This is a genomic window from Granulicella sp. L46 (genome assembly GCF_009765785.1).
In the GTDB taxonomy this organism is placed as follows: domain Bacteria; phylum Acidobacteriota; class Terriglobia; order Terriglobales; family Acidobacteriaceae; genus Granulicella.
This window is the reverse complement of the sequence record NZ_LMUT01000012.1, coordinates 275,712-299,946: the sequence shown is the minus strand read 5'-3', so window position 1 is coordinate 299,946 and position 24,235 is coordinate 275,712. Positions and strand designations below refer to the sequence as shown.

Genomic DNA, 24,235 nt, shown 5'->3' with positions numbered 1-24,235 from the left:
GTCAAGGTTGAAGCGAGAACTGTCAGAACTACTAGTCTCACCGGCGTCTTGGGAACATAGGTTGAGCGTGATTTCCGTGGTTCTATCTTCTTGCTATAACCTCCGGAACAGGCCTGAGCGACCTGTTCCGGAGGTTTTCGACAATCTTCACAAGCTCACTGTTCCCTGCTGAAGGGCTGGTTGGCACCTTCGTTGTATGCAAGAACAGAGGGAAAATCACTGACTTCTACCTCTTCCTGCGCGCGGGCTTATGAACCGGCTTCTGAAGATCGAGAAGAGTGGAAGCATCGGCAGCATTGAATGGATAGTGCCGCTTAGACTTGTCATCCGATCCGTTCAACCTGATATCAACGCGGCGGTTCTGAGCCAGAACAATCACGTTCAGGTTGCTCATTAGCTTGGTCCTCTGTTCGTCAGTCAGGTCGGGATTGGTCTGGATCAGATCCTGGACTTCCTCCTTGCTGAGCTGCTTTTCCTCGCCTTCTGCTTTGATATCGATGCTCGTCGCGGGAACACCGTGTTCGACGAGGTAAGCCGCGGCGCGAGCAACACGGCGTTCGGAGAGCTTCTGGTTGAATTCAGGAGTTCCGCGCGGATCGGCGTGACCGGTCAACGTGATACGAGCGTCTGGTACCGTTTGCAGATAGCCAGTAAAGTCGGCAGCGAGCGTATCGAGAGTGGCCTTTTGGCTGTCGACCAGGCCGCCATCAGGATGTGCCACGGTTGGCTGGGCGGTTGGGAAGTAAACACTGTGCAATCTCAGCTTGGCGACAACCTCAAGTACCACCGGCGGAGGCGGGGCCTGAACATTGACAGTAACACTCGCCGTAGCGATTTGGCCTTTGTCATCCGTCACGCCGCAAGTGATCTGCACGGGCCCGGGGGATGCGCCCGCTGAGGAATAAGTGGCTGTAGCGCCACTTCCGCTGATGGCGCCACTGGAAGCCTGATAGTTGTAGGTCAACGGACGGTTCTGCGGGCTCACGCCCTGCGCCGTAACGCTTGCCGAGTCACCTGGATTGACAGTAGTTGGATTCGCTGAGCAGCTGATGGTTGGTGGCTGAAAAGGCTTGACCGTGTAGCTAGTCGAGCAGCTGGCAACCTGCCAGGGCTTCTCGCCTTCCTTGCCCGGCTTGCCCTCCTTCACCTCGCCCCGTACCGGGTAGGTTCCAGGGTTCATAGCACTTGTACTGATGCTTGCGGTCGGCCCACTGCCAGTAATGCCGTCGCCCGTCCACGTATACACCGCGCTCAACTTCGGATTCAGACCTCCGGGAGTCAAAGTCACTGTAACCGGATCGCCCGCGTAGACTTCGCCTGGTGAAGCTGAGCAAGATGCTGTCGGAGGAATGGGTGGCTTGCCGCCAAGATTAAAGTTGAGACCCGCAATCACGCCACTCGTCGTCGGGTTGTAGACGAACTCGTGGTTGTCGGGCCGGTAGTTCTCGTACAGATAACGCCAGCCTAGAGCCATGCCAAACTTGGGGTTGAAATTTAGGTTCAGCAAGCCCAGGAGTTGATAGTCCAGCGTCGAGGAGCCGGCACCGGCGTCGCCCGATATCGTGATGGCCGCCTTTTCTCCGGCAGGCAGGATAATCCGACCGCCACCCAGGCCATCAATAATGTTCACCGATCGCCCATAGCTGTTGCCCGACGGCTCCAGTGTATTGTTGACGCTTACATACCAGTAGCGCAGGCCGCCAAGTACGTCGAACTTGAAGTGATCCGCGTCCACCAGCCGGTATCCGAATTTCGGCGTGAAGATGGACTCTGTCATGCGAGTGTTGATCGACGTCTCCTCAAAATCGTTTTCGGGGATCGCGTTGTTGACTCCGAGTTTCATCCATAGGAAATCGATTGGCATCACGAAGCGGCCCTTATCGGCCTCGACCGCGACCGGAATTTCAAAGATCAGCGCGTGAAAGAGATCGGTGAAAGGAACATGGATGCCCGCATTGTGGCCCGCCACACCAACCGTCCCGTGCAGTCCGGCGAACCAGCCGTAGAGCGAGATTCCAACGCGCCAACTATCGCTCGCATTATTTCCCGTGGAGTACTGCTGCACGCGCGGCATATTATCCTGCAACGGCAAAGGCGCATCCGGAAGCGTGGCCGGGCTCGAACTTAAACTCTCGCTTGATGATGGGGCAAACGACATCTCCGGGTTCACCATAGCCACCACGCTGGTCGTCGCAGGCACACTCGTATCCGCCCGAGCCTCGACCTGATCCTGGTCCAGAACTTGCGTCTTGACCTGAGTCTGGGCCATCGCAGAGGCGGTTGTCAGAAGTAGCAGACCCATCGTTGTAGCGACGTCAACACCGCAGATCCTTCTGTGAATACGCATGAGAAATCCTCCCTGTGCAAAAAACTGTGAAATTTTACCGAGCCATCAGTTTCGACTCGTTGCAGAGCTTTCGCTTTGTGTTCGTTTTGCATCCGCGGCGTGTCGCCACCGTAGACATTGACTGTTATCCTCGCTGCGTCACTCTCTCGCCCTTGCGCTGCCCAACTCCCGAAATCGCCGACACAGAAGCTCCTGCATCGAATCTCACGCGACATGGAAGCGACCTCTGCTTGTACCATCTGGCACGGCCATACATCGCTCCGCCGATCAACGCCCTCATGAGGTGGATTGATTCTGCCTGTGCACATTTCAAATGCCAACTGGTAAAAATACCAGTCGAGTCCAATCTTCTTGGCAAGAGCAGTCTTGCCCATGAATCAAGCAAGCTACAACTTGTTCGACCAGATCTTGCACAAAGGATATGGGTTAGCAGTTGCGTATTTGGATACTCGCGTACAGCCTCTTCTGCACGGGTCCGCAATCTACCGGACAACAAAATATCGAAGGTGCGGCGATTCAAGATTCAACTGGCAACACACAAAGCATCTAGCAACGTCTGTCACTATTAACAGTTCCCGACGCAACATAATCGGTCTAGGCTGTACTGGACTTTCCCAGTGTGCTTCTCCAAGTTCCTTTGGCATGCGTAGTTCCACCGGCGAGAGCAACGTGCATGGTTTGATACCGACAATTCACAAGACCTAAAGAGAATGAGGGAAATTCATGAATCCAAGAAGCGCACTTCTACTTTTTAAAACGCGCGGCGGCGAAACTATAAGGTTCGTCCCTAAACGCTGGATGATCACGTGTTCCATCGCAGTTACATTTGCTCTTCCGCTGATTGCTCAAAGTCCCGAACTGCAACAGAAGCTTGCAGCTGTCCAGCAATCGATGGCAGCGAACAAGGTGAGACTACAGAAGTATCAATGGATAGAGACAACGCAGCTCACACTGAAGGGTGATCCAAAGCCTCCGTCTCAGAAATTATGTCAATACGGCCCCGACGGACAGGTCCAGAAGACTCCTATTACTCCACCCCCACCACCGCCCAGCGGCGGCAGATTGAAGCAAAGGGTCATCGCGAACAAGACAGGAGAAATGCAGGACTATATGGGAGACGTGAAGGTTCTTCTCGCTCAATACGTTCCACCTAACCCTCAAAAGATGCAACAGGCGTTCGCAGCGGGCAATGCCTCCTTCAATCCCAGTGGCGGCTTGGTAAATCTAATCTTCAAGAACTATGCGCAGCCCGGCGATCAGATGACGATTACCTTTGACCCCTCGACAAAGAAGGTCATCTCATTGAGCGTCCAAACCTATATGGGCCAATCGAAAGATGCGGTCACATTGCAGGTTCAAATGGGTAGCCTTCCCGACGGGACGAACTATACCCAACAGACTGTTCTGAACGCAGCCGCAAAAAACCTCGTTGTGACAACTACAAACTCGAATTACCAGATGATCGGTGGCTAGCGGAGAAATGGCGAACGAGAAGCGGAATGGGCATAGCGGAAAGCCCGCGAGACTCACTCCCCGCCAAGGCCAATAAACCATACGCTGCACAACTAAATGTCCTCCCGACCATCGGAGGCGCATTCAACGCCTCGAACTTCACCTGGCCTGAGCCGCTTCGGAGATAGAACGAGTACCTATCGACTTATTCATCGTGCAGGATGATACCGGATCAGGACAGTTGAGAAGTTGTAAGCAAAAAATCGGATTGCAAAAGGAGATGGTTCATGAAGATCAAATCTGTATGGTGCGCGATTTTGCTTTGCATGACGGCCACGATTGCCCTTGGCCAAACGGTCTCAGTCAACTACAACCAAAGTCAGAGTTTTGCGGGATATCACACCTATGCATGGGGTTCCAATAACGCCAACCAAATCAAGAATTCGATACTGGCGCAGGTGGCAATGCAAAATGTCGACGCGGCGCTGCAGGGAAAAGGTCTGCAGAAGGTCGGCGAAAATCAAACTCCGGATCTGATCGTTACCGCTAATGGAGGAATGCAACAGCAAACCTCCTACACCGCAATGGGTATGCGGGGATTCGGCGGCGGCATGGGCACCATTACCCCGCAGCAAAATGTTATTGGGACCTTGATCGTCGATCTTTACGACGCGAAAACTCAGAGCCTGGTATGGCGTGGCATGGGCCAGAACACCCTCAGCAACAACGGCAGCAAAAATCAGCAGGTGGTGCAGAAAGCGGTCACAAAGATGTTCAAACAATGGCCAAAAAGTTAGCGATCGATCATAGGGCTCTCAGAGTCGCGATCCACTGCCCTTCGCCCAAAACCTGAGGCCGCAGAGATCGCTTTGCACAGTCGAGAGCTGATGAAGTCGCTCGCGAAAATGCGGTAATGAAAAACTCGCTACGCTGTTCAATGGCGTGCCTTAGGAATTGTTGCGTGGCGCGCGTCCGTCTGTTGGCTCCATTTGAAAATTACCTGCCGCTTGCCTGTGACTCGGGAACTGCTCGCGGCATGACCGTTACGCAATCCGATTCGGTCGATAGGAAGATCATGAGCCGATCTGCTTGCCGATACTCCTGATCTCGCCTCGAAGCCATGCATGCGCAGCATCCGTATCGAGTCGCGGATGCCAGATCATTAGGTACTTGAAGCCGGTTAGCTCTCCCGGTGCCTTCAGCACCTTGATTTTGCGATTTTCCGCCTCCAATCCTGCGAATCGCCGGGGTGCGGTAAGAATCAGTTTGGTTCCGGGAATGCACCGCGTAGCCGCGCCGAAATATGGCAGGGTAATCACTGTGCGACGGCGATGACCATGCGCTGCGAGACGTTTTTCCGGTATATGTTGCGAGCCTTCGACGACGTCGACGCCAATGTGTTCGGCCGCGAGATATTGCTTCAAAGTGAGTTGCCGCTGGTAGGGCGCGTCCGCCGCCACAATGCAGACAAGTTCCTCCTCATAGATCACCTCGGTCAACAGCGGTGATGGCACAGAGCCTTCGTCACCAATCAAGGCGAGATCGAGCCGACCGTGATTCAAGTCCTCGAAAACATCTCCTCTCCAACTTGCGAAGGTGAAGCGAACCTGTCGCGCCACCGGGAGAACCTCGCGACAAAGAACGGGTGCGATGATCGAGGTCGCATTGTCTGTCGCCGCAATCCGGAAGGAACAATGTTCTGTCACCGGGTCGAATGTCGAACCCGAGATGAGCCGGTCTAATCTCGGCAACATGATCTCGAGCTCTTGAAGAACACGTTCGCCTTGTGGCGTTGGTTCATAACCCTTTGCCGTCCGCACCAGCAGATCGTCGTGAAACGTATCCCGCATCCGCTGCAATGCGCGGCTCACCGCAGGCTGGCTCAGTAGCAACCGCTTGGCGGCACGGGATACGTTGCGCTCCTCGGCAAGTACCGAAAACACAACAAGGAGATTTAGGTCGGCCTGACGTAGCTGCGTTACACGCATAATCAATATTATTACTATGCATTGGACGTATAGCTCCGCCAGGTTCAATCTCTTTTTAATGACGGACTTCAAGTTCGAAGAAGCCGCCAAAAGGAGAACTATCATGAGAAAGACAGTTATCGTAACCGGAGCATCCCGTGGCATCGGACGTGCCATCGCCCTTCGTCTCGCAGCCGACGGATTCGGCGTCGTCGTCAACTATGCCGGCAATGCAGCCAAAGCGGAAGAGGTAGTCAACGAGATTACCGGCTCAGGCGGACGCGCCCTTGCAGTCCAGGCTGATGTTGCTAATCCCGCAGACGTCAAGCAGCTCTTCGAAAAGACCCTCAAGGCGTTCGGCCAGATCGACGTCGTGGTCAACAACGCAGGCATCATGCCTCTTTCGCCCATCGCCAAAGGCGACGTCGAGACCTTCGACAAGGTCATCGCCACGAACCTGCGCGGAACCTTCCTCGTCCTCTCGCAGGCGGCGCAGCACGTAGCCGAGGGAGGCCGAATTATCGCCTTCTCCAGCAGCGTCCTCGCTAAAAACTTCCCTGCCTACGGCCCTTACATCGCCTCCAAGGCAGGCGTCGAGGGCCTTGTCCATGTCCTCGCCAACGAGCTTCGCGGACACAAGATTACGGTCAACGCCGTTGCGCCTGGACCTGTAGGGACGGAGCTCTTCCTGGACGGCAAGACTGAAGAGCAGATCAAACAGATCAGCAGCATGGCGCCGCTTGAGCGGCTCGGACAGCCCGACGATATCGCCGGCGTCGTCTCCTTTCTTGCCGGGCCCGACGGCGGATGGGTCAACGCGCAGGTGCTTCGCGCAAATGGTGGCTTCGCATAAACAGCAGCCATCATTCCCAGTCATCCCTTCCATTCCCACAACCCGAAGAACAGGAGATTCGATATGAAGAACATCATCGTCATCACAGGAGCTTCGAGCGGTTTTGGCGCGCTCGCGGCAAGCGCTCTTGCCATCGCCGGTCATACTGTCTACGCGAGCATGCGCGAGACCAAAGGCCGCAATGCTGCACAGGTAGAGGCAGTCGTGCAGTTCGCAAAGGAAAAAAACGTAGACCTTCGCGCGATCGAGCTGGATGTGGCCTCTCAGGAATCAGCCGACCAGGCTATCAGGACTATCGTCGAGAAAGACGGCCGTCTCGATGTCGTCATCCACAACGCCGGACACATGGTCTTTGGTGCGGCGGAAGCCTTCACTCCCGAACAGCTCCTGCAGGTTTATGACACCAATGTGCTCAGCACGCAGCGCGTCAATCGTGCCGCGCTGCCGCAACTGCGCAAACAGAAAAAGGGGTTGGTGCTATGGGTCGGGAGCACCAGCACTCGCGGCGGCACGCCACCTTATCTATCACCCTACTTTGCGGCGAAGGCGGCTATGGATGCGCTCGCCGTCAGCTATGCCGCAGAGTTGAATCGCTGGGGCATCGAGACCTCGATCATCGTTCCGGGAGCCTTCACCTCCGGTACGAATCACTTCGCCCATGCCGGTGCACCAGCAGACAAGGAGCGTCAGGCCGAGTACGACAACGGGCCTTACGCGCACCTTGGTGACGACATCATGAAGGGTTTTGCCGCTACCGCGCCTGCCGATGCTGATGTGGCTGATGTCGCCAAAGCTATCGTCAACGTGGTGAATTTGCCCTTCGGAAAGCGTCCGTTTCGAGTACACATCGATCCCGCGCAGGATGGTGCGGAGATCGTAAACGGAGTAGCAGACCGTGTTCGCACCGAAATGTATCGCAATATCGGTCTGTCGGATCTGTTGGCTCCGGTTGTGTATTCCCTCTGATTCTCCCGGATTGTTTCCGCCTGACGGACGGATCGATCCTTTGCACAGTTCTGCGGAATCGGAGGTGCTCATGCGTGCGCTGCCGCATCCCCGGGCACAACAGCCGGTACCGCAGGGTTAGAGATGAATGCGACTAATCCAAGGAACTCATCCAAGCCAGGTGTCAACCGTATGTAACATCTGTGCTTTGACCAACCTCGATAATGTAGCCGTCAGGATCGCGGATGTAGCAGCGAATCTCGCCGTACTTGGGAATCGGCGCCGTGATAAATTCGGCGCCGCGACTCTTCCATAGTTCATAGCATGCTTGAATATCCGCAACGCGGAAATTCAAAAAGCTGTTGAGGTGATTCGGGTCAGGGACGCTGAGCGATACCGTCGGTTTGTCCGGAGTGGGGCCGCCCCCCACGTTCACAATCATCCAGATGTTCGCGAGCTGAAGGTAGCCGGGCGCGTTGCCATCTCCAAGGCTCAAAACGCGAGCACCGAAGACCTTTTCGTAGTAGCGAGCCGATCGCTCGATGTCCTTCACGGTGAGGAAATGCGCGATGCTGATCCCCTCCCGCGGGGGCATCTCATAACTCTTCTGTTCGACTTGTACGCTCATGGACGACTCCAATTCCGATCAACCGTGCTCTCCTGTTGATTTGGGCAACCAGCATCGGTAACACACCCACAATTAAGCCAGACGAAGAAAGGCGAAACAATTGGACCAAGGTATCGGTCCACACTTTGGTATCGTTTGCGATTAATTGTTCGCTAAGCCCGTTTTTGGGCCGCACCATTCAGAACCAAGGGCTCTCGAAATAAGCCCTTCATCTTGACCTCTCTGAAGCATGTGCAGAAAATGACCGTGGAGATGGAGAGCCAAAGAAACGGAAAGCTCGCGAGGTGATATGGCCAAAGAATGGAATGAAACGAGGGTTGCAACGGCCGTCGGAATTCGGTACCCCATCATCCAGGGACCGCTAGGAGGCTTTTCGTCGCAAGCGCTCACTGCGGCGGTGTCGAACTTTGGCGGCCTCGGCTCCTTTGGCGCTCACGGTCTTGAACCCGAGGCGATCAAGGACGTAATCGGCGAGATCCGTTCGCTCACCCCTAAGCCATTCGCCATGAACCTATGGGTCTCCATGGAAGATGAAGGAGCGACGACCTCTGATGCAGCCGCATTCAATCTAGCGCTTTCGCACCTCGCACCGCACATCGAGAAAGTCGGAGATAACCAGCCATCGTTTTCCGGTTACAAGCCAATACGTTTTGAAGACCAGGTTCGCGTGCTGCTCGATGCCAAGGTCCCCGTGTTCTCGTTCATCTACGGCGCGCCGCAGAGGGAGATCCTAGACGAGGCCAGCAGGCAAGGCATCGTCACGATCGGCACAGCAACGACCCCGGACGAGGCTGCTGTACTGGAACAAGAGGGCGTGAATCTCGTGGTCGCATCGGGTTTTGAAGCGGGTGGGCACAGGGGATCTTTCTTGCGCCCGTCGGAAGATTCATTGACGGGAACGATATCGCTTGTTCCGCAGACGGTCGATGCGGTGAGCATTCCCGTCATCGCGGCGGGCGGCATCGCCGATGCCCGCGGTATCGCTGCCGCGTTTGCACTAGGTGCGGAAGGAGTCCAGATGGGCACGGTTTTTCTGGCCTGCGAAGAGTCTGGTGCGCACCCGCTCCATCGGGAAGCCATCCTCAATGGCCGCGCTGGACATACTGCACTTACGCGGGGATTCACCGGAAGACTGGCGCGGGGAATCCACAATGAACTTCTCGATTGGATGAACCAACCGGGTGCGGAGATCTTGCCGTATCCCCTACAACGATCGCTTATGCGTCATCTCGCCATGCCCGCACGGCAGGCAGAAAATGCTCAATTGCTCGCGCTCTGGGCCGGGCAAAGCGCAAATCTGGCCAAGTGTTCCAGTGTTGACGAGTTACTGAACTCGCTGGTTCGCGACGCAGCAAAGCGAACCCACTGCTAAGCCTTAATGAGGGTAAACGGCCATCTCGCATCCCGATCGCCCGATGGCGTGGGAGCCTGTTTGACTCCATAGGAACGCTGTGTGGCAGCAACACATGCGCGAGAATTCCTAAGTAAAATAGTCATTTTGTTACGATATTGCGGGGATCTCCGGGAAGATCGGCGTATGATCAAGTTGCCTTTGGATGCGATCCATCTCCCCGCCGAGTGCGCTTGGGACCGTCCTCAGGTGACGTTAGAATTCCGTATCTACGTCTGCATGCAGCTCATCTCAACGGACTGGTTAATGAGCAGCTGCCCTCTGCACGGGCTGTCGAAGCACACCATACCTCGGGGCCATCCAGCATATCTGCAGGAAGGGATTGATTATGAAGAGGAACGCAGCGCCGATTTCTCTAGCAGGCTCTCAACTTGGCGAGCTTCGCCATGTTTGCGCATTTTTCTCGACGGACGACGAAGAGTATCGCGTGCTGCTTCCGTTCATTAAGGATGGAATTGAGTGCGGAGATAAGGCCATTCAAGTCGTAAACCCGCATCAGCGCGACGAACATTTCCATCGTCTTGCCTCCGCCGGAATCGACGCCGACACTGCCCTACAAACCGGCCAATTGGAAGTGAAGATCAACACGGAAACCTATCTTCGCGATGGCAGGTTCGACCAGAACCGGATGCTCAATACCTTCGAACAATTGGCCAGCGGCAACGCCAGTGGAGGCTATCCGCTCAGCCGCATCGTTTGTCGCATGGATTGGGTGGTCGGGGATGAGTCCAGGTTGGAAGACGTGATTGAATTCGAGTCCCGTGTAAACGATGTCTGGAGCTGCCACGACGACGCGGTGATCTGCACCTATAACCTGACGAAATTTTGCGGAGATGCGGTGATTAGCATCCTTCGAACGCACCCGATGGTCATCGTCGGAGGCATCCTCCATCAGAATCCGTTTTTTGTCCCACCTGACTTGTTTCTGCGCGAGCGGCATGCGACTCAAGTTTAGCGACCCACAGGCGAACGCACATGGAAGGACAATCCCAAGATCTCGCTGAAGAAATCACGCGTCTCCGACGCTCCATCAGCGATCTGGTGAGCATCTTCAGCCTTCCCGCGTTGTGGGTTGGCGGCGAGGCATGCAGGTAGCAAACACGTTGCTCGATGCACTTCAAGGAATTTTGCACCTGGATTTCGTCTGCATCCGGTTGCGTGCGTTCAACGATGAGAGACCATTGGAAATGGTGCGGTGCGCTCCATCTCTCAAAGTAACGGGGAGGCCGAGCGAGATTGGCGAAATCCTCATTGACTCTTTGGGGGTTGACGCCAAGAATTGGCCCCCCTTCATTAGTCGTCGATTCGGAGACAGCGACCTTACGATCGTGCCATTGCTGATTGGGCTTCAGGGAGATATTGGCGTGCTCCTGGCAGGCTCGGAGCGAGCAGGCTTCCCGGAGCAAACCGAGAGACTCATCTTAAGCGTGGCTGCGAACCAGGCGGCCATCGGCCTGCGGGAAGCTCGCCTCCTGGAAGAGCAAAAGCGCCTTGCGACCGATCTGGATCGGCGGGTCGCGCAGCGCACAAAGGAGCTTGCCGAATCCAATAAGGAGCTGGAACTCCAGGTCAACCTGTTGCAGCATCTTCCGGTAGCGGCTTGGACGTTCAAGTCCGATGGTGTCCTGGATTTTGTGAACCAGGGATGGCTAGAGTACACCGGTCAAACACTCTCATTTGTCCGATCCAAACCCGAGGCATGGATGGATGCGATGCATCCCGAGGATCGTGATGGCGCAGTGAATACGTTTTGGGATGGGATCCGCTCGGGGCACGGCTTCACGATGGAGACACGCTTCCGACGAGCCCCTGACGGGGAATATCGATGGCATTTGAACCGAGCGGTAGCGCTGCATAACGCCGAAGGAAACGTTGTCCGGTTCGTCGGAACATCTACCGACATCAGCGATCTGAAACAGGTCCAGGAGAATCTGAGAAGAGCCGAAGAAAAGACTCGATTGATAGTGGATACCGCTCTGGATGCGGTGGTCACAATGGATGCCGAGGGAATCATCAGGAGCTGGAACGAACAGGCGGCAGTTATTTTCGGGTGGCCCCAGGCGGAAGCGATAGGCCGGCGGATCTCCGATCTGATTATTCCTCACGAATTACGGCTGGCGCACGAGCGGGGCCTGCGTCACTTTCTGGCAAGTGGCGAGGGTCCATTACTGAGACGACCCATTGAAATGACGGCGGTCAGGCGTAGCGGCGAACAGTTCCCTGTTGAGTTACAAGTGATGCCGCTCAAGTTAGGCGACGAGTGGTTCTTTAGCGGTTTCATCCGGGACATTACTGAATCAAAATTGGCGCAACAGCGCTTGCGGCAAAGTGAATTCAACCTGCGTCAGATGACAGAGACCATCCCGGAGATGCTATGGAGTGCGACCCCGGACGGGTTGATCGACTACTGCAATACGCGCGTACTCGATTACTCAGGGCTTTCGGCCAAGGAAGTCATGGGTGAAGGCTGGGGAAAACTTGTTCATCCAGACGACGCAAATCGTGCAACAAAAATATGGATATCCTGTCTTGCGACTGGCCAGCCATATCAAGTCGAGGTTCGTGCCTTGCATGCTGCAGATCACACGTACCGATGGTGCATCACGAGCGCACTCCCTCTACTGGATGAAAATGGGCGGATCCTAAAATGGTTCGGAACGGTAGTGGATATGCACGATTGGAAACAATCCCAGGAGGAGTTGCGGAAAACTCAGGCGGAGTTAGCCCACGTGACGCGCGTGATGACCATGGGACAACTTACAGCATCGATCGCACACGAGGTGAACCAGCCACTATCCGGTATCCTGCTGAATGCCGGCACCTGCCTGCGTATGCTGGACAGCAGTCCCCCAAACATCGATGGAGCGCGCGAGACCGCACGGCGCACCATTCGCGATGGGAATCGAGCCTCGGATGTGATCGCACGGCTTCGTGATCTATTCAGGAAAAACGAAACAGCGGAAGAGTCGGTTGACCTGAACAATGCCACACGAGAAGTGATCGCGCTCTCCTTGGGCGATCTCCAGAGTAACCGTGTCGTGGTCCAGCAGGACTTGGCCGAGAATCTGCCAGCGGTGAAAGGCGACCGGATTCAAATTCAGCAGGTCATCCTGAATCTACTTCGGAATGCTTCCGACGCGATGAGAGATATTGAAGACCGGCCGAGACAGTTGGTGATCAAGACCGAATCGGACGAAAACAAGAACGTCCAATTGACGGTGCGGGATACCGGTATTGGTTTCGCTCCAAGGGCTGCTGATCGGCTCTTTGAATCGTTCTACACCTCCAAGGCCGACGGTATGGGGATCGGGCTTTCCATCAGCCGCTCGATTATTGAAGCCCATCGCGGTCGGCTGTGGGCATCCGCCAATGACGGGCCAGGATCCTCCTTCGCATTCTCTATCCCCTATGATTCGGACGGCGCCGAACTCCCTTAGTGCCGTCGATCGCTAGGCCGCGGCCGCGTTGGATTGGGTAAAACGAAGCATGTGCGGCGGTCCGACATAGGGAACGTGTCGAGCAGGTCAGTATGCGGGCCCACATTTTCCCTGCTCACCTTGCCGTTCGTCGGAATAGGAAGAAAAACATTGATGACGCCGTGAGCAAGCGCCCGGCCATTTACGGGGTAGGACGCGGGCAACCCCGATCGAAATGGAGAATGTCCGGCAACAGTGTCTTTGCAACTCGCGTTGCGATGAACAACGTGTGAAACCAATACCAAAGTCTTATCGACACCTGCATGTCCTGTGGGGCATTCTGTGGATGTAGGACATTATTTAGAAAGGACTTCGGTGGAGGACGAGTTCAATCGCGTCATCAAGGCCCTCTCCGGTCTAGTATGGACTGCACTACCAGATGGGCAGATCGACTTTTTCGATAAGTGGTGGCGTGACTACACGGGCCGGGATCTCGAAGAAGCTCGCGTGTCGAGGTGGGTCCGCGTGATTCATTCCAAAGATTGTTCAATTATCGAAAGGCAACATAGCCAACTGTGGGTGTCAGCAAACGATGGTCCCGGTAGCACGTATTCGTTTTCAATTCCACAAGCGCCTGAAGGCAAAACAGGCGGCAGCAGTCTTGGGGCAATTCACGCATCTCCCTCGATGGACCCCCAGAAATCCAAGAGGCATTCGTGAAAAACAAACGCTTACTCATATCGGTGGTTGATGACGACGAATCCATACGCGAGTCCCTACCTGACTTGCTAAGAGAATTCGGTTTTACAGCCAAGGCTTTCTCCTCAGGAGAAGAGCTCCTCACATCCAGTGAACTTGCTCAGACCAGCTGCTTGATCCTTGATGTCGCGATGCCAGGAATGACCGGGCCTGACCTCCAGCGTGAATTGGCAATTCGTCAACCGGGGATTCCAATCATCTTTATCACGGCCCAGAGAGATGAGACACTTCGTCCACGCCTGCTCAAACTAGGCGCCATCGAATGTTTATTGAAGCCCTTCAGTGAAGCAGATCTTCTAAAGGCACTCAACACGGCAGTTCGTGGAGATTAGTTCGCAAGGTGCTTGCAGCTTGAAGCGATAGGTCAATATATTTGTTAGGTGAGCAAGTAATCTCCGGCCCCGATCGAGGTATACGCGATGTCCCCTGCCACACCAATCGTGTTCGTTGTTGACGATGACATATCGGTGCGCGAATCGCTTGAGTTGTTGATTCGCCAGGCCGGTTGGGAGCCAGAGTTGTTTTCATCCGCGCAGGAATTTCTGGCCCGTCCCCGTGTCCCCGTCCCCAGCTGCGCTGTGCTCGATGTCTCTCTGCCTGATCTCAATGGTCTCGATCTGCAGAAGCGGATCACCTCTGACCGCCTGGATATGCCGATCATCTTCATCACCGGATACGGTGACGTGCCTATGACTGTCAAGGCAATGAAGGCTGGAGCCATTGAATTTCTGACAAAGCCCTTCAATGACGAAGCTCTGTTGAGCGCCATTCGCCATGCGATCGAGCGCAGTCGAAATATCCTTCGCCGCGAATCGGAGATAGGAGCGCTTAAAGACTGTTACGCGGTTCTAACTCCCCGTGAACGGGAAGTCCTAGCCCTGGTGGTCTCTGGACTCTCGAATAAGGAGGTCGGCGGGAAGCTGGGAATTAGTGAGATCACGGTGAAGGCGCACCGTGGTCGCGTCATGCAGAAGATGCAGGCCGACTCTCTCCCGAATCTGGTCAAAATCGCGGTCAGGCTCCGTATCGCCCCTACGCCAAGAGCCTGACGGCGGAGGTTCGGGAGCTCCTACCGCTGCCTCGGCGTCGGCGAACACCGCTCGGCGGATTGCGCTGCTACGCCATTGGCGCTGGAGTATCCGCTTTGTATAAAACTGCGCAAACCTTCAGGAAGGTCCACTTAATCGCGGCGCATGTTAGGAAGGTGAGAACAAGATTGATCATGAATTTTCACTCTTATTCCTAGGTTGAGACTACTCAGCACAATACGCGGGAACGCTGTTGCTGATCTTTGCCAGTGGAATTGGTAAGCCGGTTCTATCTGTGTCTGTCAATGTTTTGACAATCGCCAATTGCACAGGATGGAGACAGTGAGGGCAGTCACGCTCCGCGCGCAAGAACTCTGCATCGTGGAGGCAATGGTAAAACGTTCTCAAGCACTCTGGGCACGCGACGGCCATCACGGAGAGATCGTTTTGACCGATCGGCATAGCGGGTATCCAAATAGGGGCGGTACCACGCATGGAATGCCGCGTTGCATCATCCTTGATTTCGTAAAGCATGTCGAAGAGTTGCGCGACACTGCACTCACCCTTGGTGTAAAACGCATCGGCTGGAACCCCATGGGGAACGGTGGTCCCATGATATGCTCCGCTCATCGCAACTACAGCAATCATCGGGAACCGGCGACGTACGACAGATAGGAGCTCAAAACGGACATCCGGGGCATGTTGAGATCCGAGATGAGAATGTCTGGTATCCGATCTCTTATCATCGCCAGCGCTACAAATCCGTCTGGTGCTGTTCGAACCGAGTAGGCGCACTCCCTGAAAATCTCTGCGAGAACGCCAACCAGCAACGGGTTATCGTCAGCCACTAAAACATCCTTCATTTCATTGATCACAGTTCCCTCCTTCGGCGTTGACTCTAATTTATTGGTCCGCCTCGATACCTAAGGGTGAAGCGCGCTCATAAATTGCCTCACAAGGACGGCAATTTCATCGGCTTTGGTGTCAAGCGCAAAATGTCCCGCGTCCAGGACATGGACCTCGGCCTTCGGCACATCTTTCCGATAGCGCTCAGGCTCGCCGAGATCAAATGACAGATCGTGCTTCCCCCACAGCACCAGAAGCTCTGGGTGTGTCTTCTGCATCCACAGCTGCCACTTTGGATACGCCTCAACGTTTGTCCTGTAGTCATAAAAGAGATCGCTTTGAATCTGCGCCTGTCCCGGAGCACTCAGGAACGCATACTCGTCAGTCCAAAGATCTGGGTCGTACAGCTCAGTATTTGGGTCATCACCGAGATGGCGTGTCTTGGTGGTTGCCAGCGACAGCAAGTTGGTGCGTAACGCAGCTTCGTTAGCGGGTCGGTCCGCCCAGAAAGCTCGCCGAGCGGCCCAATTCGCGCCAAGGCCTTCATTGTGTGCGACTGCGTCCTGGACAATGAGCGCCCGGACGCGGTCTGAATGGGCGAATGCCATACGAAATCCAACTGGGCCGCCATAGTCCTGCATGTAGAGCGTGTAATGCGACAATCCCAACACTTGCGCGAAGTCCGTCATAACTGAAGCGATGTGATCGAACGTGTAGTCAAAGTGTTTCGGATCAGGCCAATCACTGTGTCCGAAGCCCGGATAATCGGGGGCCACCAGATGAAAATTGTCTGAGAGCCTCGTCAATAGCGGTTGGAACATTCGTGATGACGATGGCAGGCCGTGAAGAAGGAGGATGGTGGGTGCATCTTTCGGCCCTGCCTCCCTGTAAAAAATGGAGAGGCCATCCACCTGTACGGTACGGTAAACAATCGGGGATTCCATCGAAGACTCCTTTCCCTGTACTTGCGGCGTTAGGATCACAGCCAAGGCCACACATGTTATCTGCAAACATCCCGGCCGACCAGACGGTTTTAGAAGACGCATCATTTACCTCCAGGAACAGCACTCAGTTGTGAGATGAATGCATCGGCAGACAGAGGTCCATCTCATACGATCTCTGCTGTTGACACCTCAAAGATAATCTCGAGTTCGACCGGCATTCCCAACGGAAGGCCGGCAACGCCGATCACCGTTCGGACCGAGGCTCTCGCGATGCCGAAGATGTCACGAAATAAATCCGATGCGGCATCCGCGACTCGGGGGTGATCGACAAAGTCTCCATCGGTCGCGATGAACACCGCGAGCCGGACAACTCGCGTCACTCGATCGAGCGAGCCCAAAAGCTCTTTAGCGGCGGCAAGAGCGCCAAGCGCCGCGGTGTAAGCGGCATCACGCCCTGCCTCGAGGTCGAGTTCCCTTCCCAACCGGCCTAAGTACTTCGCCTTATGGTCGACGACTGGAAGCATCCCGCTTAGGAAAAGCAGGTTCCCGGTCTGCAATGCCTCGACATAGGTACCGAACGGCGTAGGCGGCGCCGGCAGTTGGATGCCGAGATCCTGCAGCCGATCCTCCGCGCCGCTCTGCGCCCTTTGGCCGCCTACCATCGGCCTGTGTGCGCACCGCCGTCCACGTGCAGCACCTCCCCTGTGACATGACGAGCTTCGGTGAGATAGAGGACAGCCTTGGCAATATCCTCCGCATCGGAGATGATGCCCATGGGCGAAAGAGTCTTCATGAAGTCCTTCGGTGTTTTCTCATGAAGAGGGGTGTCGACAACGCCAGGCGCAACCGCGTTGAACCGAATATTGCTCTTGGCATACTCACTCGCCAGGCTACGGGTAACGGCCTCGAGGCCGCCCTTCGTGATCATCGGAATCGACGCTGCGAGGCCGGCAATCGGATTGTCAACCAGCGATGTCGTGATGGTGGTAACGCTACCGGCTTTACCCTGCGCGAGAATCTGCTTCACCGCAAGTTGTGTGATGAAAATGAAGCCTTCCAGGTTTGTAGAGACGAAGCTGCGAAATTCCTCAACCGTATAGTCTGTGAACGGTTTTACCGAGAAAATGCCGGCGTTGTTGACGACGTGATCAATTGACCCGAACTTGGACAACGCAGTCTTAGCCACCTTCTCCGCAGTCTCTTCCTTACCAATATCTCCGTCGACAAGGGCAAGGTCTGCCGACGACCCAAACCGAGCCTTCGTCACGTTACGCGAAGTTGCGACCACCTGATAATCATGTTCCAGGAACAATCGCACGATCGCTGCTCCAATTCCCTGCGAGGCTCCTGTGACTATCACTGTTTCTTTGCTGGCCATCTTGTACTCCTTCTAGTGCCCGATTGAATCGAAGGCAGCGGCATAAAGCCATCGCAACAGAATCCTTGGGGACCAACAATTGGACCAAGGTATTGAACGATACGTTCGTATGTGTCAATTCGTTGTGGCCGGTAAGCGTATGTCGCGAGACGCGTGAGAGGCGGAGCGTCGAATCATCATCGCCCACTCGATGCTTTGGGTCGACATCTCTTGGTCCTTTGGTTCTCTTTATGGTTCTGCCAGAGCGAAATGAACGAAGCTAACTGAAATTGCTTCTTCAGCAACTGCGGACGCCACGCGCTTCATGCTTCCCGCTCGCAGGTCGCCCACAGCAAAAACTCTCGGCAGACTGCTCTCGAATAATTGAGGCGCGCGCTTCAGCGGCCATGCGGGCCCTAGATCGCTCGGTAGTGTCCGTCCGGTCTGGGCTCAGGTTCACGACGCACCCGTTTTTCAGTTATCCCGACAACCTCCTTCGGTCACCGCGCGGATTTGTTGGCGTCGCCCTTGCCTGGAGTTGCGATCTGACCCAGGTAGTATCCAAGCCGATTCTCTACCTCGCCCGGGCTCTGGAAGCCGCGGGCCGTCAGGGCCTTGATGCCTTCCTGCGCTGCGGATCGTCCAAGCGAATCAATGCACGCACTCCATCCGGCGCTGATTTCGACGTCTAGCGGCAGGCTGGCGTTAACCAGACGCTTGGTGTTCGCGATTGCCCATTGGTCGAACCGGGAGATACGGATCGCGAGCGCCTCCACATATGCGTCGAGGTCGCTGTCTGGCAGTGCGCGATTGATGTAGCCGTACTGCTCGGCTTGACGAGCGTTAAGATCTTCGGAACTCAGCAGCACCTCGAGGGCACGGTTCCGACCGATCAATCGAGGCAGCCTGGCCATCGGGCCCCCGCCCGCGACCATTCCGATGCCAACTTCCCATTGAGAGATGATGGTCTTTTCGGAGCTAGCGAAGCTCATGTCGCAAGCGAGTGTAATCTCGCTGCCATTGCCTGTCGCTCGCCCACGGATTAGGGCGATGAAAACCACTGGAGAGCGGGTCAGACGCACCAAAAAGTCTGGCCACTGCGGCAAGCCCGTAGGGCCCGCTGGCATGGAAGTCAGGTCTTCCAGCTTCGCTTTAAAATCCGAGTGATTCAGGAAGTACCCATCAACCGCACTGTCGAAGACCACAACCCTAACCTGATCGTCTCCCTCAATGGTCGCGAGGATTTCCTGGAACTCACGAACCATCTCCGGACCCATGACGTTGATCGGTGGGTTGTCGATTGTAACGCGCCAGTAGGCAGGCGAGCGCCGTGCAATTCGAATCTGCGCAGCATTTACAGGTGCTATCGAAGTGGTCATCGGATTCTCCTCGTTGTTCGTCTGTGATTGGAGGACTAGTCGAAGCCCGCCGCTGAGAGCGGCCGAGTGATGCCTCCATTCAGCCAGAACTCGGCGCGCTTCGCAATCAGACGATGGTGTTGTAGATACCTTCGTATCACCTTCGGCCGTGTAGTCAACTCGTAACAAGAACACCCGAGACGAAGGTATGGCCAACACCATCGTCTAATTGAGGCGATCCGCTAATCCTCACGCTATCGCGCGGCCACTATTGCCCGAAGGAGCACCAGCAGCACCTGGATCTCGCCTCGTTCTATCCGAAGATTGCAGTCAGCTACACCCAGGTCGTGACAATCTCCACCGACGACCACCACACGCTCCAGGAGTTTCGCGTTTCGATCGGCGCGCAGTGGACCTTCTTGTCCGATCCCGAACGGACAATCCAGAAGGACCTCGACATTTAGGAGTACACCGATCCCGAACACAATCCAATGATTCCCCACACATTGGTACTCAAACCGGGCTTGAGGATTTACAGCATCTACAACGGCTATTGGTTCTGGGGGCGCCCCTCCACCGTTGATCTCTGGCACGACTTGCGCATTGTCACCACCGAGATTCGGCCGATTGGGATCTGAGCGCCCTTGGCCTCCGCGCAGCCTGGGATTCCGGAGACCGGCTGCCGTTCCACGGTTGGAATAAAGGCGCACTACCAACCCTCGCGGCATGCGAGGCCAAGTCGTGACATTATCGTTCTTACCCAATCACACCACTGCGGGAACTCTTCTTTTGATTATGTGCGCATTCTGGATCGGCTACAAAGTCTGGTCATTAGCGACAATAGTTTCACTTTGGAATTCCATCTCTACGTGGAAGAATGGGGACAGGTCAACAAAGTGACAAGCGGCTCCTCTGAGGACGTCCCGCTCTCTCTTTGTAGAGAAATCGAGGAATAGAGGATGAAGAACGGAAGCCCACATCCAATCGGCGCGAGCATCACGGCGACAGGTGTGAACTTCAGCGTTTTCTCCAACTATGCAACGGGTGCCGAGCTGCTACTCTTCGACGCCGAAGATGCTATTCAGCCGAGCCACATTATTAATCTCGCCCCCGGGACGAACCGCACCTCGCATTACTGGCACGTGCATCTCCCTGGAATCAAGCCAGGCCAGTTGTACGGCTACAGAATGAGCGGGCCTTACGCTCCAGAATTGGGTCACCGTTTCGATCCTGAGAAAATTCTGCTGGATCCTTATGGCCGGGCGATTTCTTCGAGGCACTATCAACGCGATGCTGCTGCAAGGCCGGGGGACAATGCTGCAGCCGCAGCCAAGAGCGTCGTGGCAGACCTAAGTACCTACGACTGGGGGGACGATTGCCCCCTCGATCACCCGTTTTCCCGTACCGTTCTCTATGAAGTACACGTCAGCGGATTCACGCGGAACACCAATTCAGGCGTCGCCGAGGAGAAGCGGGGCACCTACGCCGGCCTGGTCGAGAAGATTCCGTACCTGAAGGATCTGGGAGTTACTGCGGTCGAGTTGATGCCTGTCTTCCAGTTCGACGCTCAGGATGCGCCACCAGGGCTGGAGAACTACTGGGGCTATAGCCCGATGTCCTTTTTTGCGCCCCACGGTGGTTACTCCTCGCGACGCGACCCGTTGGGATGCCTGGACGAATTCCGTGACATGGTAAAGGCCCTGCACAAAGCCGGCATTGAGGTGATCCTCGATGTCGTCTACAACCACACCGCCGAGGGTGGTGATAACGGACCTACATTCTCCTTCAAGGGATTCGACAATCGGTTCTACTACCTTCTGTCGGATGATTTCGCACATTACGCGGATTACACCGGCACAGGCAATACGCTCAACTCTAACTTTTCGGTCGTCCGCCGGATGATCGGCGACAGTCTCCGATACTGGGTTTCCGAGATGCATGTGGACGGCTTTCGATTCGATCTCGCTGCAGTTCTGACTCGGGACGAACACGGCAGACCGGATGATGACGCTCCGATCCTCTGGGAAATCGATTCCGACCCCGTGCTTGCGGGCCGGAAGTTGATTGCAGAAGCGTGGGATCCGGGCGGACTGTACCTGGTTGGGACGTTCGGCGGAGACCGTTGGAAGGAGTGGAATGGACGATTCCGTGATGATGTTCGGCGTTTTCTCAAGTCCGATCGAAATACCGTCCTCGATTTCAGACAGAGGCTTCTCGGAAGTCCCGATATTTATTCCAAGCGAAACCAGCCCCCAGAGCAAAGTATCAATTTTGTAACCTGTCACGATGGCTTTACGCTCAATGACCTTTTCTCCTTCAATCAGAAACATAATGAAGCAAATGGGGAGAACAATCGTGATGGATCTGCAGAAAACTACTCGTGGAACTGCGGAGTGGAAGGATCGACCGACGACGCAGAGGTCGAACGCCTGCGAGTGTGCCAGATACGCAACGCTTTCACGCTCAACCTGCTCTCAGTCGGTACTCCGATGCTGCTGATGGGGGACGAAGTCAGGAGGACGCAGCTTGGCAATAACAATGCATATTGCCAAAATAATGAAGTAAGTTGGTTTGACTGGAGCCTATTCCAGAAGAACGCGGGCCTTCACCGGTTCGTTCGACTTCTGATTCAATTGCGGGTACGATTTGCCGCAAATCGAAGCGGAGATTTTCTCTCGCTCGCCGATTTTATCGAACGCGCCAAAGTGCAATGGGACGGGGTCCACCTGGCCGCGCCTGATCTTTCCGTTGATTCTCACAGTCTCGCCTGTACTGCGTCTGTCGACAACGGAGGTGCATTTCATTTGATGATCAACGCTTATTGGGAACCCCTATCCTTCGCTTTGCCTGTGGTTCCGGATGGTTGCGGACCTTGGCGCCGCCTTATCGATACGTACCAGGACGCGCCCTCAGATTTCCTAGAGCAGGGAGCCCAAACAGTGAGTCAAAGCGCATATGACGTTCAACCTCGGTCGATCGTGTTATTGACGACGGGCCACTGCGGCTCTCACGTAACAGATCCTCAATGAATACGGCTCCAGCCATGGCAGCGCCGCCCGCGTGGTCAACGCTTGTCGTAGGGGTGGAAGATGTAGTCCTTTGCCTTCACCGCCGTGTGGCACGCATTTCCGCAATCCGCGAGGCTCGTAGGATCGGGAGTAAACTTATCTGATGCGGCATCATAGTCGAACACCGCGTATCCCCAGCCCCCCGTCTTTGGAAACCTCTTGCTGTCCTTTTCCATGACGAACACCTGCTTGAAGACGTCGGGCACCTCTACGACGAAAGGAGCCTCTGTGCTCTTCTTCTGCTTCCATTGCAACTTTACGATCATGGATCCATCTGGAAATTGTTGGCCGTTGTTGGGTACGCCGGCTTTATATGCGCCGATCATCTTCGGATTGGCGACGATTACCTTGAGTACCTCATCGGTCCGGGCAGAAGAGGCGACAGCCCAGTCCTCGTATCCCTTGAAGTCGGAGAACGCGATCCCGCCAGGGGATATCAACGAGTACTTGCTCTGCGCGTAAACGACGGTCGCGACAAAGAGCGCCAGCACCCCCAGAACGGTCGTAACGGCGGGAAAATGTTTTGCCTGCTTCAGGGAACTACGGCTAGCCGTCGTCCCGTTCCACTGTCCTGCGGATTTCGTTACAAGTTTGGACATGTACGTTCTCCTCAACTAGAAGCCTTCCAAGCCGGATCGGCTTGCGTCTCAAGTAACTTCGATTAGGCCAGACGGAACGAGAACGAGCAATTGGACGAAGGTATCGGCAGTACGTTCGTATCAACTGTTTAGTTCAGCACCACATACCTCAGGTCTGAACAAACGGCCTCGATACGAAGGTGTGGGAGATACCTTCGTCCAATTGCGCAAGCCGGCTTCTTCTGGCTGAATGGTGACAGCTTGAGTGGCGGGATGCGTGCACCGGCCTTTCCATCCGGCCCCACTGCTGTCGCAAGCAGTGAGCACAGCAGCAAGTTGCGAGTCGTTCCGAATGGAGATTCCGTGAAAGCAAAGGCCACCTTCACCGCCGCGGTTGCTATCCTGGCATTCGCCGCCACCACCACTCGCGCACAAATTCCTGCATCGTCCAACCCGCACCCCAAGTCCGGCGTCGACCGTCTCTATGTGATCGACTGCGGCGATGGCAGTGCTACCGACGAATCGCGTTGGACACCGGGAGTCAACGTTGAAGTCCCGATCGGCTTCCCAGGACACTGCTACCTAATCCACCACACCCAAGGATGGTTCCTGTGGGACACCGGAATTTCCGATGACGTAGCAAAATTGCCTCATCACGAACTGGTGTTGCATGAATGGGGTCCTGGCACTGGCCCGATCTGGCGCAAACCCATAACGCTCGCCGCTCAGCTCGAAGAGCTACATGTGAAGCCCTCGGATATCAAGCTGATGGCAGTGTCCCACAGTCATCCGGACCATGCTGGCAACGTCGAAATGTTTCCCAACACGTTGATGCTGGTTCAAAGGGTCGAATATGAATGGGCCGGTAGCCGGCAGGACACGGTCGCATTCAGCAAGAAGCATCCGGTCAAGCTCATCGATGGCGACTACGATATCTTTGGCGATGGGAGCCTGGTGCTCCTCTCAACGCCAGGACATACTCCCGGCCATCAATCTTTGCTTGTTCGGCTTCCCAAAACCGGGCCTGTGATCCTCAGCGGCGATGTCGCGCATTTCCAAACAAGCTTCGACCATCGCTACGTCCCGTCCAATAACTGGAACAAGCAGGCTTCGCTCCTGTCCATGGACAAGATCGCCGCCATTATGGCGAAAGAGCATGCCCAGCTCTGGATCAACCACGACCAAATCCAAAGCGATGCGCAGAAAAGGCTACCCGCATATTATGAGTGACAGCCACCTCGCAAATTCCTGGGAGGTGTCCAACCGCTGCGTCGTGAT

Annotated in this window: 22 protein-coding genes; 13 read left to right on the top strand and 9 right to left on the bottom strand. The window is 55.3% G+C overall.

The features are described 5' to 3' along the window. Positions 1-226 precede the first annotated feature (226 nt). On the bottom strand, positions 227-2,347 hold the full coding sequence (locus GSQ80_RS10560) for an OmpA family protein (protein ID WP_158787611.1): 2,121 nt from the start codon (positions 2,345-2,347) through the stop codon (positions 227-229). A 723-nt stretch (positions 2,348-3,070) separates the two neighbouring features. On the opposite strand from GSQ80_RS10560, the gene GSQ80_RS10555 reads away from it, so the two are divergent. Beyond that, positions 3,071-3,820, top strand: a complete 750-nt coding sequence (locus GSQ80_RS10555; RefSeq protein ID WP_158787610.1) for a hypothetical protein — start codon at positions 3,071-3,073, stop codon at positions 3,818-3,820. A gap of 266 nt (positions 3,821-4,086) precedes the next feature. After that, positions 4,087-4,596, top strand: a complete 510-nt coding sequence (locus GSQ80_RS10550; protein WP_158787609.1) for a DUF4136 domain-containing protein — start codon at positions 4,087-4,089, stop codon at positions 4,594-4,596. Between the two features lie 276 nt (positions 4,597-4,872). Here GSQ80_RS10550 and GSQ80_RS10545 read toward each other — a convergent pair whose 3' ends face one another. Further along, positions 4,873-5,787, bottom strand: a complete 915-nt coding sequence (locus GSQ80_RS10545; RefSeq protein ID WP_158787608.1) for a LysR family transcriptional regulator — start codon at positions 5,785-5,787, stop codon at positions 4,873-4,875. 103 nt (positions 5,788-5,890) lie between these two features. On the opposite strand from GSQ80_RS10545, the gene GSQ80_RS10540 reads away from it, so the two are divergent. Both GSQ80_RS10540 and GSQ80_RS10535 read left to right on the top strand, forming a co-directional pair. Further along, entirely contained in the window at positions 5,891-6,619 is a 729-nt protein-coding gene (locus GSQ80_RS10540; protein WP_158787607.1) for an SDR family oxidoreductase, read from the top strand. Between the two features lie 63 nt (positions 6,620-6,682). Then, positions 6,683-7,585, top strand: coding sequence for an SDR family oxidoreductase (locus GSQ80_RS10535; protein WP_158787606.1), 903 nt, complete (start codon positions 6,683-6,685; stop codon positions 7,583-7,585). Between the two features lie 163 nt (positions 7,586-7,748). Here GSQ80_RS10535 and GSQ80_RS10530 read toward each other — a convergent pair whose 3' ends face one another. Further along, positions 7,749-8,192 carry a VOC family protein gene (locus GSQ80_RS10530; RefSeq protein WP_158787605.1) on the bottom strand — a complete coding sequence of 148 codons (444 nt, stop codon included), beginning with the start codon at positions 8,190-8,192 and terminating at the stop codon, positions 7,749-7,751. A 289-nt stretch (positions 8,193-8,481) separates the two neighbouring features. On the opposite strand from GSQ80_RS10530, the gene GSQ80_RS10525 reads away from it, so the two are divergent. From GSQ80_RS10525 to GSQ80_RS10505, 5 genes are all read left to right on the top strand, one after another. After that, on the top strand, positions 8,482-9,564 hold the full coding sequence (locus GSQ80_RS10525; protein ID WP_158787604.1) for a nitronate monooxygenase family protein: 1,083 nt from the start codon (positions 8,482-8,484) through the stop codon (positions 9,562-9,564). A gap of 367 nt (positions 9,565-9,931) precedes the next feature. After that, positions 9,932-10,558 carry an MEDS domain-containing protein gene (locus GSQ80_RS10520; protein WP_158787603.1) on the top strand — a complete coding sequence of 209 codons (627 nt, stop codon included), beginning with the start codon at positions 9,932-9,934 and terminating at the stop codon, positions 10,556-10,558. 130 nt (positions 10,559-10,688) lie between these two features. Further along, positions 10,689-13,040, top strand: coding sequence for a PAS domain S-box protein (locus GSQ80_RS10515; protein ID WP_158787602.1), 2,352 nt, complete (start codon positions 10,689-10,691; stop codon positions 13,038-13,040). 695 nt (positions 13,041-13,735) lie between these two features. Further along, positions 13,736-14,110, top strand: coding sequence for a response regulator (locus GSQ80_RS10510; protein WP_158787601.1), 375 nt, complete (start codon positions 13,736-13,738; stop codon positions 14,108-14,110). A gap of 87 nt (positions 14,111-14,197) precedes the next feature. Beyond that, complete coding sequence (locus GSQ80_RS10505; protein ID WP_158787600.1) at positions 14,198-14,827, top strand: response regulator transcription factor; 630 nt, start codon at positions 14,198-14,200, stop codon at positions 14,825-14,827. 623 nt (positions 14,828-15,450) lie between these two features. Here GSQ80_RS10505 and GSQ80_RS10500 read toward each other — a convergent pair. From GSQ80_RS10500 to GSQ80_RS10480, 5 genes are all read right to left on the bottom strand, one after another. Then, positions 15,451-15,681: a response regulator gene (locus GSQ80_RS10500; protein WP_158787599.1), complete on the bottom strand. Its 231-nt coding sequence runs from the start codon at positions 15,679-15,681 to the stop codon at positions 15,451-15,453. 48 nt (positions 15,682-15,729) lie between these two features. Next, positions 15,730-16,596: an alpha/beta fold hydrolase gene (locus tag GSQ80_RS10495; protein WP_158787598.1), complete on the bottom strand. Its 867-nt coding sequence runs from the start codon at positions 16,594-16,596 to the stop codon at positions 15,730-15,732. A 164-nt stretch (positions 16,597-16,760) separates the two neighbouring features. Beyond that, positions 16,761-17,258, bottom strand: a complete 498-nt coding sequence (locus tag GSQ80_RS10490) for a RidA family protein (protein WP_158787597.1) — start codon at positions 17,256-17,258, stop codon at positions 16,761-16,763. Continuing rightward, on the bottom strand, positions 17,252-17,974 hold the full coding sequence (locus GSQ80_RS10485; RefSeq protein WP_158787596.1) for an SDR family NAD(P)-dependent oxidoreductase: 723 nt from the start codon (positions 17,972-17,974) through the stop codon (positions 17,252-17,254). The genes GSQ80_RS10490 and GSQ80_RS10485 overlap by 7 nt, the downstream gene beginning before the upstream one ends. A gap of 479 nt (positions 17,975-18,453) precedes the next feature. Next, positions 18,454-19,332: an enoyl-CoA hydratase/isomerase family protein gene (locus GSQ80_RS10480; protein WP_158787595.1), complete on the bottom strand. Its 879-nt coding sequence runs from the start codon at positions 19,330-19,332 to the stop codon at positions 18,454-18,456. A gap of 224 nt (positions 19,333-19,556) precedes the next feature. Here GSQ80_RS10480 and GSQ80_RS23910 point away from each other — a divergent pair, with 224 nt between their 5' ends. From GSQ80_RS23910 to glgX, 3 genes are all read left to right on the top strand, one after another. Further along, on the top strand, positions 19,557-19,775 hold the full coding sequence (locus GSQ80_RS23910) for a redoxin domain-containing protein (RefSeq protein WP_216850356.1): 219 nt from the start codon (positions 19,557-19,559) through the stop codon (positions 19,773-19,775). Positions 19,776-19,802: 27 nt separating this feature from the next. After that, complete coding sequence (locus GSQ80_RS23040) at positions 19,803-19,949, top strand: hypothetical protein (protein WP_216850268.1); 147 nt, start codon at positions 19,803-19,805, stop codon at positions 19,947-19,949. 321 nt (positions 19,950-20,270) lie between these two features. Next, the gene (gene glgX / locus GSQ80_RS10470; RefSeq protein ID WP_158787594.1) at positions 20,271-22,340 is read left to right on the top strand and encodes a glycogen debranching protein GlgX; all 2,070 of its coding nucleotides are present in this window, start codon (positions 20,271-20,273) and stop codon (positions 22,338-22,340) included. A gap of 35 nt (positions 22,341-22,375) precedes the next feature. Here glgX and GSQ80_RS10465 read toward each other — a convergent pair whose 3' ends face one another. Continuing rightward, a complete protein-coding gene (locus GSQ80_RS10465; RefSeq protein ID WP_158787593.1) occupies positions 22,376-22,978 on the bottom strand; it encodes a cytochrome P460 family protein in 603 nt (200 codons plus the stop codon). A 342-nt stretch (positions 22,979-23,320) separates the two neighbouring features. Between GSQ80_RS10465 and GSQ80_RS10460 the strand changes: the two genes are divergently transcribed. Further along, positions 23,321-24,187 (top strand): N-acyl homoserine lactonase family protein, encoded by an 867-nt coding sequence (locus GSQ80_RS10460; protein ID WP_216850266.1) that lies wholly within the window; start codon positions 23,321-23,323, stop codon positions 24,185-24,187. The last annotated feature ends 48 nt before the right edge of the window (positions 24,188-24,235 follow it).